This window comes from Rhodococcus sp. MH15, from assembly GCF_019266045.1.
Taxonomy (GTDB): domain Bacteria; phylum Actinomycetota; class Actinomycetes; order Mycobacteriales; family Mycobacteriaceae; genus Rhodococcus_F; species Rhodococcus_F qingshengii.
The window spans coordinates 1,313,246-1,326,231 of the sequence record NZ_LPNP01000061.1 but is presented as its reverse complement, the minus strand read 5'-3'; the positions used below and the strand labels follow the sequence as shown (position 1 = coordinate 1,326,231).

The 12,986-nt window shown below is 59.3% G+C and carries 12 protein-coding genes; 2 read left to right on the top strand and 10 right to left on the bottom strand.

All coding sequences use genetic code 11. The features are described 5' to 3' along the window. The coding region (locus tag ATN37_RS14215; RefSeq protein WP_256933213.1) for a thioesterase domain-containing protein at nucleotides 1-1,233 on the top strand (1,233 nt) is incomplete at its 5' end. A 173-nt stretch (nucleotides 1,234-1,406) separates the two neighbouring features. Here ATN37_RS14215 and ATN37_RS14210 read toward each other — a convergent pair. The 5 genes from ATN37_RS14210 to ATN37_RS14190 form a co-directional block, all read right to left on the bottom strand. Beyond that, nucleotides 1,407-2,216: a triacylglycerol lipase gene (locus ATN37_RS14210; protein ID WP_256082506.1), complete on the bottom strand. Its 810-nt coding sequence runs from the start codon at nucleotides 2,214-2,216 to the stop codon at nucleotides 1,407-1,409. 179 nt (nucleotides 2,217-2,395) lie between these two features. Then, nucleotides 2,396-3,433: an alpha/beta hydrolase family protein gene (locus ATN37_RS14205; protein WP_058039005.1), complete on the bottom strand. Its 1,038-nt coding sequence runs from the start codon at nucleotides 3,431-3,433 to the stop codon at nucleotides 2,396-2,398. A gap of 118 nt (nucleotides 3,434-3,551) precedes the next feature. Next, entirely contained in the window at nucleotides 3,552-4,412 is an 861-nt protein-coding gene (locus tag ATN37_RS14200; protein ID WP_058039006.1) for an ABC transporter permease, read from the bottom strand. Further along, a complete protein-coding gene (locus ATN37_RS14195; RefSeq protein WP_054781949.1) occupies nucleotides 4,409-5,272 on the bottom strand; it encodes an ABC transporter permease in 864 nt (287 codons plus the stop codon). Before ATN37_RS14195 ends, ATN37_RS14200 begins: the two co-directional genes overlap by 4 nt. Next, the gene (locus ATN37_RS14190) at nucleotides 5,269-6,240 is read right to left on the bottom strand and encodes a daunorubicin resistance protein DrrA family ABC transporter ATP-binding protein (RefSeq protein WP_020969036.1); all 972 of its coding nucleotides are present in this window, start codon (nucleotides 6,238-6,240) and stop codon (nucleotides 5,269-5,271) included. The genes ATN37_RS14195 and ATN37_RS14190 overlap by 4 nt, the downstream gene beginning before the upstream one ends. A 404-nt stretch (nucleotides 6,241-6,644) precedes the next feature. On the opposite strand from ATN37_RS14190, the gene ATN37_RS14185 reads away from it, so the two are divergent. Continuing rightward, entirely contained in the window at nucleotides 6,645-7,502 is an 858-nt protein-coding gene (locus ATN37_RS14185; protein ID WP_058039007.1) for a glycosyltransferase family 2 protein, read from the top strand. 121 nt (nucleotides 7,503-7,623) lie between these two features. Here the strand turns inward: ATN37_RS14185 and ATN37_RS14180 are convergent, their stop codons facing one another. The 5 genes from ATN37_RS14180 to ATN37_RS14160 all read right to left on the bottom strand — a co-directional run bounded on the left by ATN37_RS14180 (nucleotide 7,624) and on the right by ATN37_RS14160 (nucleotide 12,683). Continuing rightward, nucleotides 7,624-8,601: a diiron oxygenase gene (locus ATN37_RS14180; RefSeq protein ID WP_165638181.1), complete on the bottom strand. Its 978-nt coding sequence runs from the start codon at nucleotides 8,599-8,601 to the stop codon at nucleotides 7,624-7,626. Nucleotides 8,602-8,607: 6 nt separating this feature from the next. Further along, nucleotides 8,608-9,507, bottom strand: coding sequence for a prephenate dehydrogenase dimerization domain-containing protein (locus ATN37_RS14175; RefSeq protein ID WP_165638182.1), 900 nt, complete (start codon nucleotides 9,505-9,507; stop codon nucleotides 8,608-8,610). 8 nt (nucleotides 9,508-9,515) lie between these two features. Then, nucleotides 9,516-11,600: an aminodeoxychorismate synthase component I gene (pabB, locus tag ATN37_RS14170; RefSeq protein WP_007728560.1), complete on the bottom strand. Its 2,085-nt coding sequence runs from the start codon at nucleotides 11,598-11,600 to the stop codon at nucleotides 9,516-9,518. Further along, nucleotides 11,597-12,121 (bottom strand): chorismate mutase family protein, encoded by a 525-nt coding sequence (locus ATN37_RS14165; RefSeq protein ID WP_042922406.1) that lies wholly within the window; start codon nucleotides 12,119-12,121, stop codon nucleotides 11,597-11,599. Before ATN37_RS14165 ends, pabB begins: the two co-directional genes overlap by 4 nt. Nucleotides 12,122-12,206: 85 nt before the next feature. Then, entirely contained in the window at nucleotides 12,207-12,683 is a 477-nt protein-coding gene (locus ATN37_RS14160) for a hotdog fold domain-containing protein (protein WP_058226394.1), read from the bottom strand. Nucleotides 12,684-12,986 lie beyond the last annotated feature (303 nt).

Sequence of the window (12,986 nt, the reverse complement as noted above, 5' to 3'; positions counted from 1 at the left end):
GTTGCGTATGTCACTGCTGCGGTGGGGTCTTCGGTTGATGTTGATGTGGTGAAGGTGGGTGTGGGGGAGCGGTTGGCGTCGTATATGGTGCCGTCGCAGTTTGTGGTGTTGGATGCGTTGCCGCTCAATGCTTCGGGGAAGTTGGATCGGAAGTTGTTGCCGGAGCCGGTGTTCGAGGTTGCGGTGTTCCGGGCTCCCACTACCGAAGCTGAACTACTTGTCGCAAGCGTCTTTTCGGAGATTCTCGGTGTCGAGCACATCGGAGCGGACGACAGCTTCTTCGAGTTGGGTGGCAACTCATTGGTCGCAGCGAGGGTTGCTGCTCGGCTGAGCGCAGCAGTTTCCGTGGAGGTCCCACTGCGACTCATCTTCGCTACTTCGACGGTCAGCGAACTTGCAGAACGAATTGCACTCGGAATTCGGGTGGGCTTCGATGCGAAAACCGATGATGCACTACGAACGCTTCTGCCGCTGAGAACGACAGGGAGCGATGTGCCGTTGTTCTGTGTTCATCCACTCGTTGGACTGGCGTGGCCTTTTGCGCCGTTGGCGGCTGTTGTGGACCGTTCGATTCCGCTTTATGGATTGCAGAGCCCTGTTCTGACTGATGAGGCATTCCAAGGACGATCCCTTGACGATTACGCGGATCGCTACGTGGAAGAGATCACCCGGGTTCAGCAGTCAGGCCCGTACCGAATTCTCGGTTGGTCGCTCGGCGCGATCATTGCTCAAGCGGTTGCGGCGAAGATGGAGGAGCGAGGCGAGATCGTTGAGGCGTTGATCTTGCTGGACGGTTCGCCGGAAACACGCGACGAATCAGAGCACGCTGTCCAGGTGCGCGCTGAGTTGGCTGCAATGGGGATTGTCTTCGGCGAGAACGAAAAGCTCGATGAATTGTCGGTCGAAAGGTCTGCAGAGATCTTGACGGCTGTCGACGGAGAGAGAATCGGACTCGATGCGTCTGCGATCAAGCGGTTGCTCACAAGCATTGCGATTTCGGCGAAGCTGATCAACGCCCATCGGCCGCAGTCGTTCGGGGGGCCGATCACCTTCGTGAGTTCGTTGGATCGTTCGGACGCAAAGCAAGCCGATAAGGTTTGGGGTCCGTACGCGCAAGGAGAACTGACGGATGAATTGGTCGACGTTCACCACCTGGAGATGATGTCTCCTGAAGGCGTTCGCGCTATCGGGCTGATCATTGAGCGTGTGTTGCGCGGTGGCGCCGCTGATTGATCAACCGGCGTATACGAGCCTGGTCGGGTGACGGCCAGGCTCGTATGCTTCGCTCTTCGTGATTGGCCTTGTAGGAGGTCATGTTCACCCGTGACAGCGCACGCTTGTCGATCGGAGTTTGTCGAGCGTGCGATTTCGACCGCTGCGGCTGACCATCTCGACGTCTGGGGTAGCTATGCGCAGGGGATCGGCGTGAATTCCGGATCGAGCGCGGATTTTACGAGGTCCAACGAATGCGCGTCACGAACCAGCCCCGCATGCGAGGCAGTGTTGCCTGGGCATCCATCCTGGACCCAGACGTTGTTTACAACGGAATTGGGGCCTGCGGTAAGGAACGAAGCTTCCGGAGGGGTTGAAATCTGGTCGTGAGCGGTCGCGATTACGGTATATGTAACTCCCGGTTGGGTTTCCGAGCCCGCATTGAGCTCAGTCAACAGCGGTGTCCCTTGAAGTTGTTGAACACCGGCTGGTCCCCAAATCGCCTGAACCAAGAGGTCTCCAGGAAGCCCCATATCTGAGAGTTGTTTGGCGTTTGCTTGCAAGCCGCCGAAGGTCGTTCCGTGGTTGGTAGCGCCGAGGGTGACCAGAGAATGGACGGCGTTTTTCGACGGATCTTCCGGAGTCGAACCACCGTCGAACTTCAGGTACTGGCGAGCGACGACTCCCCCTTGGGAGTGGCCTACGAGATCCACCTGGCCTGCACCCGTATGACGGCGAACTGAATCAACGAAGGTTGCAAGCTCTTTCGCTGAAGTCGCAATGTCCCTGATACCCCATTGGAGAGCGTTGGGATTGAAGATTTCCCGTGCCCCTCCATAATTGAGAGCAAATACGCAGTAGCCGAGATCAGCAAGTTGCGGGGAAAGTTCAGCCCAGGTATCAACCATGTTCGCGGTTGTTCCATGGATGAGAACTACCGGACGAGGATGATCGGCGCTCGGAACGCAATTCCAGTTGTTGGAGCCCGCCGGCGATGGACCCATAGTCGCGAAACCAGGGCTGGGTTCTCGATCATCCGCCAGGGCACTAACTGAGGTGCCAGACAGCAGGAAACACGTTCCCAGTACGACCAGCATGATCCGAATGAACCGCACCGCTGATTCCTCCTATGAAGCTAATCGGTGCCTCGTGCTGGAGTTGAAGCCAGCACGAGGCACTTGAATCAGACGCCCAGAGACTGTGCGATGAATGGCCAGGACTTGTGTAGATCGTCTTGCCAGTATCCCCATGAATGGGTACCTGTTGGTCGGAAATCCACTACTGCCGGAATATTCAGTTCGAAGAGCCGCTTCGCCATGTTGGAGGTACACAGGTTGGTTGCAAGCTCGATCGGACTGCCGACAACGATCTGGTCGAACATCGCAGCGCGGCCGTCCTGGATGCGCGGATTAGCAGGGGTGTCATTGGGGAAACCGGGGAGCCCGCTGCCGGTGCTCATGTAAATCTGTGTGCCACGCAGCTTCTCAGCGTTCACAAGGGGGTCGTGTTCCCGCCAACCGGGGCCGTCGAACGGACCCCACATGTTCTGCACGTCGTCAACGCCGCCGATCCACTCCGTGGTGGTCTTGACGAACTGCTGGCCGAGCGGATCGCTGGTCTGAGCACACCCGCTGAATGCGGCAACGGAGTTGTAAAAACCTGGGTACTCGATCGCCAGGTTGAGCACAGAAGTACCCGACATCGAGATTGCTGCAATCGACTGTTCGCCATTGCTGCCAAGTTGCTTGTTCAGCAACGGGGGGAGCTCCTTACCCAGAAAAGTGCTCCACATGTTCTTACCAAGTTTCGGGTCTTCCTTCTGCCAGTCGGTGTAGTACGACAGGCGTCCACCAACTGGCGTCGCGACGTTGACGTTCTTGTCCTGGAAGAAGTCGACGACATCGGTCTGGTACTCCCAAGTAGCGGAATCTTGTCCACCACCGGCTCCGTTGAGCAAGTACAGGATGGGACGGGGCGCGGAGTCATCGGCAGGAGTGATGACCTGAATTGGAACAACGCGGTCCATCGACGCCGCGTATACATTCACGATCTTTTGGCGATCGTTCACTTGCTCGACTGAGACGACGTAAGAACCACTCGTGACGGGCTCCACCGAATCTCCGCCGCCCTGGTGAGTGACAGGCGACGCAGTTGCGATACCGGCCGGAACCAGAGCGCACACCATCGTCACCGCGGCGACACCGGTAGCGCGCCTCCACATGGACTGCCTTGTACGCGTCAAGTTAGATACCTCTCGTTGCGTGGCACGGGTACATCGATGCTCATCCCTGGTGCCACTTGTTTCTCGAACTGTGAAGTCGGTTTGCGGTCTGTATTCGTTACGACATCGCCGCGGCGCGTCGGTATCCCCGAATTGCTGGGTAGACGAAGACCAGAATCATGCCGATGGACCAGATCAGCGTCTTGACGAGGGGTTCCGCCACAGGACCGCCCAACGACAGCCCTCTCATCGTGTCGATAGCGACGGACATCGGTTGCTCTGCCACCACTGGTTGAAGCCACTTCGGGTAGGCCATCACAGGGACGAATCCGGAATTGAAGAACATCAATAGTGTGCACGAGATGGATACGATTTCGACGAGCGGCAAGTTGTCGGAGACAGTGGCCAGGGCCGTCACCATCATGGCAAAACCGACGCCGAAAATGACGGGCAACGCCAAGATCGCGAAGGCCGCCAGCGGACCTTGATTGAATCGGAACCCCAGCAGATAGCCGACGCCGAGAATCACGATTGACGTGAGAAGAACTCGGACTGCTTCTGCGATCATGCGTCCGACGAGACTCGAGGCGCGATGCGCGGGGAGCGTCCAGAATCGACTCAGCAGTCCGGACGCGCGTTCACCTTTGAGGCCGACGGCGCTCGCAATCGACCCGAACATAGCGCCTACGAGGATGATCAGTGGAACTGTCCCGAAAATACTCGACTGGCCGGTTGCTGCTGTAATCGAATTGCCCAATACGACCCGGAACATGAGCAACATGAATGCTGGGTATATGAGGGCTTGAATGGCCGTCGACGGATCTCGCAGCCAGGTGAGCAGCAGGCGTTTGGCCTGAATCCCACTGTGCACGACCAGCGCCTTGAACGAGTTCTCGGGGAGCGCTTTATCCGGGTAAGGGAAGTTGAACCCCTCGACCGGGCGGACTACAGCCATGAATCGATCTGTCGGTTCGTTCATGACCGCCTCATACTTGCCCAGAACGCGAGTGGCGCGAACACGACGATCAACCCGATAGTCCACGCAACGACGGGAAACAGGACGCTCCAGGTGACTCCGCCTTGTGCAAGATCACGCATGGCGAATGAAAACTGCGATACCGGTTGATTGCGTACAAACGGCCGAATCCACTCGGGAAAGCCGGTCTCGGGCGCAAAACCGCAGGACAACATCCCCAGAATCAACTGTGGCAATGTCAGCGCTTGACTGGTGGCCTGCGGGCTCTTCGACAATGAGCCGATGGCGTCACCAGCGAAGGACAGGCAGGTGCTGAACGCCAGGGCGACAGCGCAGAACAAGACGGCCTGCCCGACTCCGGCTGAGAATCGAAAACCGATCAAGTGGCCGAACGCCAATGCGGCAGCAAGCGAGACTGTTGATCTGACGAACCCACTGGATTGACGGGACAGCAGCGGGATCGGGCCGACGACCGGCATGGTTTTCATCCGGTTGCTGAAGCCGGTGATCGATTCGGTCGAAGACATTTGAGCAGCCGAGATCGATGTGAATGCCATCGCCTGCAGGACAATGATCGGCATCAAGAACTGCGCGTAGTTGATCCCTTGAAGTTGCATGACGAACTTCAAGGGAAGGTAGAACCCGATCGTGAAGATCAGCGGTGCGATGACTGCAACGAGCAGCTCATAGCGCTTGACCATCGATTTGACGGTGCGTGCAGTCAGCACCCACCACTGATTGATCGCTGATGGATGCGGTCGGCGGTGCTTTCCAACGCTTAAAGCCTCGGGGACTGCAATCTTGCTGCGACTTTCCCCGCGGACAGTCACTTGATCGACCCCGAATTTTGTAGTTGTCGTCACGGCGTCTCGCTTACGTGCTGTTCACCTGTGAGTGAAAGAAAGACGTCATCGAGTGACGGGCGACGAAGCGCGATGTCTGCAAGCGGAATCCGTGCGTGGTCCAGACGACGCAGCGCTTCGGAGAGGGTTCCTGCGCCGACAGGTGCGGGGATAGCGATGCGACCGCTTTCTTGTGCCAGATCGAATCTGAAGTCGCGGGGGACCAGATTGCCCAGGGCATGGACCGCATGAGGCAGCTGTTTGAGATCTGCGGGCACAATCTCGCAGAAGCTTGCGCCGGTTCGCGCCTTCAGTTGGTCAGCAGTCCCCTCAGCAATGACTGCGCCTTTGTCGATGACGATGATGTTGTCGCTCAGTAAATCTGCCTCTTCGAGGTACTGAGTTGTCAGGAGCACGGTGATTCCCTGCTCCTTCAGTGACTGGACCAGCGACCAGACGCTCTGCCGACTGCGCGGATCCAAGCCGGTGGTCGGCTCGTCGAGGAAAACGACCTCGGGGCGAACAACCAGGCCACACGCGATATCGATTCGTCGGCGCATACCGCCGGAGTAGTTCCTCACTACTCGAGATCCTGCTTCGACGAGGTCGAATTGAGAGAGCAGGTCGGCAGCGCGCACCTTCGCCGACATTCGGTCGAGACCCATCAACCTGCCGAACAGTTCGATGTTCTCCCGGCCGGTGAGTGAATCGTCCAGGGCGGCGAACTGCCCGGTCATCATGATGGAGCGTCGAACCTCGGGAGCATTGCGCACTACGTCGTAGCCAGCCACCATCGCGCGTCCACTGGTGGGACGAATGAGCGTGGAGAGGACCTTCACCGTCGTCGTCTTGCCTGCGCCGTTGGGACCTAAGATGCCGAGCACTGTCCCACGTGGGGCGGTGAAGTTGATCCCTCGCAGCGCGTGCACGTTCTTGAAGGACTTGTGTACGTCCTCCACTAGTACCGCTGCGTCCGTGGAAAAGGGCATCAACACTCCGCTGTCTGCATTGTCGGAACGGGCACGCGCTCCCGACGGGCGCACAGATGCCTTCTGTCTTCTATCCGTGATCTCCGCTCAGATGTTACCGGAGGGTCAAACCGACACTCGGGCAATCGGACGCGTGAGAGGGAGTATGTGGCTCCTGCCAGCAACTCTCACCTTCGATTTCACCTTGTGGCAAGAATCACAAATATTCTTTGTAACGTAAAGATCTCTTCTAATTGAACGAATGACCAAATAGATTTTCAGCGCATCTGCGCAGGTGGGTATTCGGTTGCGCGGACCGGAGGTCTTTGATTTGACCGGTGACGAAAGTCCCCCGATTCCTTCCGGTTGGTCCCCTGGGCCCGCTGCTCGATGTCTTGTGGAGAGATTCGCGATACCGTTGGGAAATGGCGAACGCGACGTTGTCGGTGGTTGTTCCGGCTTTTAATGAATCTGAATACATCGAAACGTGCATCGAAGCGCTCATTGCTCAAGGTGAATATGTCGACGAAATCATCATCGTTGACAATAATTCCTCGGACAACACTTCCGAGTTGATCAAGAAGTATCAAAGTAGTTGTCCCAAGGTTCGGCTTCTCAAAGAATCCCGCCCCGGGGTGGTGCATGCGAGAAACAAAGGGTTTGACGCGGCGAGTGGAGAAATTATCGGACGTATCGACGCGGATACGATCGTGGGGGAAGACTGGGCCGTTGCGGTTCACGAATTCTTCGAGCGTCGCGACGATTTCTCGGGCGTAACTGGCCTGACTTACCTTTATGAATCTCCGATCGCCGGCCTTCAGCGCCGATGGACGAATTGGCGACTCGGTCGCGGGGCTCAGGGGGCGGTTCGGCCCGTTGTTGCAGTTCCAGGCAGTAACATGGCGATGCGTCGGTCGGCTTGGTTGGCCGTTAGGGGTGCGGTCAGCGATCGAACCGACATTCATGAGGATATCGATCTATCCCTCTGCATGGCGCATGTTCGTTGCGCAGTGGGGCAGATCTCGAGCATGGCCGCAAAGGTTTCGGGTAGACGTGGAGTTAGTTCGCCGCGAGTGTATGCACGATATAATCGAGCATCGAAGAAAACCCTCGAGCATCATGGTGTATCGAATTGGAAGTTAACATTCTTGATTGCAGCAGACAGTATTCTGCATGCAATCTTGTGGCCTCTTTATCGAATTTATGACAAGGATTCCGGACAACTCTCGTCTCGGGTCTTGGGTCGGAGGCAGCGGGCGCGGGATCTTCCCGTCTTTTCTTGATAAATCCGTCAGGTATTTATTCGAGAACGCTCGTGTCTAGCTGAAAAATCGGGAGTGCCCGATAATTGCGGACTATTGCTGGTTCTCGTTCGTTGCGAACTATTTCTTTTATTGCACGGGATTAACTGGCAGAATATTTATCTGCAGCGATTGTTACTTCTGATGTTACTTGTAGCTTTTGGAGCAGGGACGTTATTCCACTGTAGTCCTGCACGAACAGTTCGTTGTGCGGTTCCAATGCGACATCGTCGAGCATCTTCCGTCCTCCAGGTATGGCTTCAATTTCCATGATTGCTCGCCACGCGCCGAAGTCGGTTCCGCTGAAAGCGCGCATGGCGCCCTCGAAGCCTTCCAATAGATAGCTGCGATCTCCACGATCCAGGGAATCCCAGACCAGCACCGCCAGTTCCCCGGCAATCGAGGCATGGCAGTACTCGTCGCGAGCGTGCAACCGGATTGTCGCGCGGTTGATCGACTGAACGCCCGGATCGTCCGAGATCAGGTCGAGGTATGCGGTGATCGACACCTCGGCGACGGTCATGAACGCCAACTGTGTCAGGGCAATCTTGCGAGGCCCCTCGGCTGCGTCGAGGGCTTGCGCCCGGGTGCGGACCGTCAGGACGTCGGGCAATGCCTTGGCCGGCAGCCCCCAGCCCCTGCCTCGACGGGTCGCTGAACTGGCGTTGAAGTGCATGAGCGTGTGATATTGCTCGTCGACCATCGCCTGATTGACCGCCACTGCAGCCCAATCTCCGAGACCGACGTTAAGTCGGTCTTCGGCGAGAACGTCGAAGCCGGGATTGACGACGTACTTCTCGATGTCCATGACGTTCTTGTTGAACGCGATCCATGCCCAGGCTTGCAGGCGTTGCTTCTGCTCGGGGCTCAATGCCAGGTAGATCGGATGCTCCGCGAACGGGAGAAGTGCTTCGGGGTAGTCGGACAACGACGAATCGAAGAGATCGTCCAGTTCCGGCTCCGCCTTCTTCACGGTTGCCCGGCGCGCCCAATTGCTCGCAAGGCGGCGGACGATTGCACTCTCGACCGGATCGGAGGCGTCGTACTCCGGGAGGCTGGGCGGACTCACTCCAGGTCTCATCGTGCCCTACTCTCTGTGCCCTTCGGCGATCTCTCTGTGCCCTTCGGCAATGCGATCGAACAAGCTCTGGCACTCCGCGTTCAATTCGCCTGAGCGATTGTCGAGCGCTGCGTCGGCGGTTTTCATCAGCGTCGTGAAGTCGCCGAGGGTCTCGGCCGCCCTGTCCACCTGTGCGGTGGCATCGAACAGTGCTTTTCGTGTCGCACCTGCGTACGGATTGCCCGCTTGTACGTCCCAGTACACCTCCGGTTCGCCGCCGGCTACACGCGCCAGGAGCGCGAGCAAGGCCCGATGCGGGGGAGGGGCGACCGCGAGGAGTTCGTCCGCGGAAACTCCGAGTTCGGCCAGGGCAACGCCGAAAGCCAGCACCGACGCGTGTGTCAGAACCTGGGTGGCCGCAGCCAACCGGTCGTGACGATCGGCGTCCATCACCGCGACCGACGCTCCCCACGAGCGCACGATGTCGAGGAATCTGTCGGACTGCGGACCGCCGACGTACGGCACTGCGATGACGGCCCGACCGCGTGGCCCGAGCGACGGACGGAACATGGGGTTGAGTCCGAGGAATTCCCCTTCTCGGCCGGCGTCGGCGATTGCTGCGTCCATCCGCGATTTGACCGACAGCGTGTCCACAACGAGAGCGCCGGATGTCCGAAGGCTCGGTAGTGCGGCTAGAGCGACCTGTTCGGGAACCGCGAGCACGATGATGCGCGAGGACTCCACGTGCGCGAGGACTTGCTCACTGGGTTTCGTGATGTCTCCGACGACTACATCTCCGTCGGGATCGATGCCTGCTGGGTCGACGACGGTGACGGTCGACCCCCCGGCGCGAAGCAGTTCGACGAACATGGATCCGACGGCACCCAGCCCGCCGACAACCGTCGCTGTGCCTGATGACGCCGTCATGGCTGGATCTACCCGCCGTACTCGAGGACCCGCGAGGACACCGCGTCGAGCGCACGGAGCAGCGTGGACGCCTTGACCGTGGTCTCGTCGAATTCTTCTTCCGGATCGGACAACGCTGTGATGGCACCGCCGATTCCGAAGGTCACGCCGCTCTCGGTGCAGACCAGCGACCGGATCACGATCGAGAGGTCCGCGGCGCCACCGAGCGCGAAGTACCCGATCGATCCCGAGTAGACCCCACGTGGGCCTGATTCGAGGCGGTCGATGATCTCCATCGTCCGTACCTTCGGGGCGCCGGTCATCGATCCACCGGGGAACGCGGCACGCACACAGTCCACCGCCGACGACCCCGGACTCAGGTGTCCGCGCACCGTCGACACCATTTGGTGAACGGACGAGTACGACTCGATCGCGAACAGCCTCGGAACGTGGACACTTCCCGGAACGCAGACCTTGGTGAGGTCGTTGCGGGTGAGGTCCACGATCATCAGGTTCTCGGCGCGGTCCTTCTCGCTGTCGAGCAGGTCCTGCCGTAGTGCAGCATCACGCGCTCGGGTGACGCCGCGCGGGCGGGTACCTTTGATCGGCTTGGACTCGACGTTGCCGGCCGAGTCGACACGAAGGAACCGCTCAGGCGAGGCCGAGACCACCGAGATGCCGGTGAAGTCGAGAAGTGCGCTGTACGGCGTCGGATTGATCGAGCGCAGATACTCGAACGCCTGCTGTGCATCGATCGTCTCGTCGACGCTCGCCATGTTGGTCAGACACACCTCGTAGGACTCACCCGCCCGGATCTCCGAGAGGGCCGTTCCGATCAACGACAGGTACTGATCGCGATCATGCCGAAGGCGAGCCTGCGTCCAGACGGTGTCGCTGATCAGCGGAACGGGGGTGCGTTCCGGAAGGTCCGCGCCGATCCGCGCCAGGGTGTCGACGGTCGATTCGAGCCAATCGTCATAGCCGGCGTCCCGGACTTTCTCGCGCAACCTCAAAACGTGAGTGCGGCCCGCGGTGTGATCGATGACGACGGCGCGATCGGCAAACACCAGAGCGGCATCAGGAGTGGGTGCCGGATGGACTGCCCTTCCTCCGGTCTGTGCTTTCAGTTCGTAGCCGAGGTAGCCCACGTAGCCGAGGTTGAAGTCGAGTTCCGGATGCGAGGGCACGAAGCGTGTCGAGAGTTGTGCGTCCAAGTAATCGAAGAAAGGAACTCGAATGTGCTCGTCGGACAAGCCTTTTCGGCTGACAGTCAGTACCTCGGCTTGCACGTCGTACGTGATGAACTCGGCCAGCGGCCCCGACGAATCGCCGAGAATCGAAAAGCGCGCACTCGGCTCTGCGGTTGCCGCGCGGTCCAGCCAGAACGCGTTCGGGCCGTCGGCGAACAGTGCTGCATAGGCCGCCGACGGGTCCACTGCAAAATCGAGAGTCACGTCGTCGACGTCGTAGTTGATCGCCGGCCGCAGGTCGGGTGTTTGCGGAACAGGTTCGGGTCGGATCACCGAATCCAGAGTGCGTCCGACGGACAGATCGCGGAAGTTCGCGAGCAAATCTATGCCGAACTCGGTGCTGATGGACTCCGGATGGAACTGAACTCCCCACATCGGCTTGGTCCGGTGCCGGACACCCATGAGCAGACCGTCGGACGTCCACGCGGTACGAACGAAGGCGTTCGGCAGATTCTCGACGGTCAACGAGTGGTAGCGAACAGCTCGGAACGGCGACGGAAGTCCGGCAAAAATGCCCGAGCCGTCGTGATCGATCAGCGAAATTCGGCCGTGCATCGGTACGGGCGCAACCACCACGTCCGCGCCGAACAACTCGCACAGGCCCTGGTGGCCGAGACAGACACCGAGAAGTGGGAGAGGCGCTTCTTCGATGAAACGGCGGCTGATTCCGAAATCACGGTCGCGATCCGGCCGGCCGGGACCTGGGGAGATGACCACGTTGTCGTACGACGCGAGATCGAGGGAATCCCAATCCGCGTCGTTGCGGACCACGGTCGGCACAACCCCGTTGACCTCGGTCAACAGGGTGAACAGGTTGTAGGTGAACGAGTCGTAATTGTCCACCAGAAGGGTGCGGGAACTCATGTCGATGATCCTGATCTCGGTCCGACGGATTCCCGAACAGTGTCCTCCTCCTCAACAGGTGCGTTGATCACCAGGTCTTCGAGTCGACAGGTCTCGGCAATCATCAGCTCGTACAGGGCGTTGAAGAAGTCAGGAGAGAGGTCGTGTCTACGAGCGAATTCACGCGCCCGCTCCTGCACGACGCGCACGCGGCCGGGTTGCATCATCGGAACCTCGCGGGAGCGCTTCCACTCGCCGATGCGCAGGCAGAGTTCCAGCCGCTGCCGCACCGTCTCGAGAAGTAGAGCGTCGATGGCGTCGAGGTCGCGCCGGAAGCTGTCCAATCCCTCGGCCTCGTCCGGATACGACGAGGTCTGCGTGCCTGCTTCGGAACTCGTTGTGGTCAAGAACTCTTCCACGAGGCCTCCCGGTGCTCGGCGTGACGCGAGGTCGACAATGTGGTGCCCGGAACGCAACCCACCTCCGGACACCGGCACCCCGACCGACCATCGCCGTTCGGGGAGGTGTTCCACGATCGTCATTCGCCGAAACCTGCGGTGGTGCCTAATTCTGCGAAACCTGTTTGGCGGGCGAATCAGGTTGCGATGCAGGCGGGTTCGTGAGTGCCTACTTGGGGGAGACCCAGGTGGTGATTTCGGCGTGGACTACTTCCTTGCCGCCCCGGTCGAAGATCGAGATGGGAACGAGAAGTTCCGTGCCACTCTCGATCGCCGCGAAGTCCGGCAAAGTCTCGAGTCGGGCGACCGCCCGCAGGCCGGTCTCGGCCTTGGCGAGGTAGTCGACCTTCATCGACTTGGGGATCCAGCGGTGGGAGTTCGGAACCGTCGCTTCGCTCAGCATGCCCATCGCGACCTCCGCGAGGTTGCAGGCAGCGATCGCGTGAAAAGTGCCGAGATGGTTGTGGACGCCCCACCATTTGGGGGAGCGGACCTCGCAGAGCCCTGGTTCCAACTTGGTCACCCGGGGGAGAACAGAGGCGAAATAGGGCACGCGAATGGACATCGCCGCCGAGAAAACTGCATGTCCGAGGGCGTTGTCCGGCAATTTCTGCCATCCGCGATAGGTAGGGCTGGAGATAGTCATAGGCGTATCTTACTTCTGAGTAAGGTTGTTGTCGCGCAGCTCACTCGGAAAAGGCAGTTCGGGGGAGTTGAGGATTTGGGCCAGGTACGGCATACTGGTCGGGTTGCCTTGTCCGGGACGCGGTCGATTGCGGCCGTGATCGGGTAAGGGTAAGACGTCACAGACGATCGATCGCAGATCCCGTCAGGGTAATCGGGTCAACGACTGTGACCATGCAAGACGAGAAGTAAAGCAGGACGGAAGCAGTACCTACTTTGTGTTCGACATCGAACACGTCCGGTACGCATCACGCGCCAGATAATC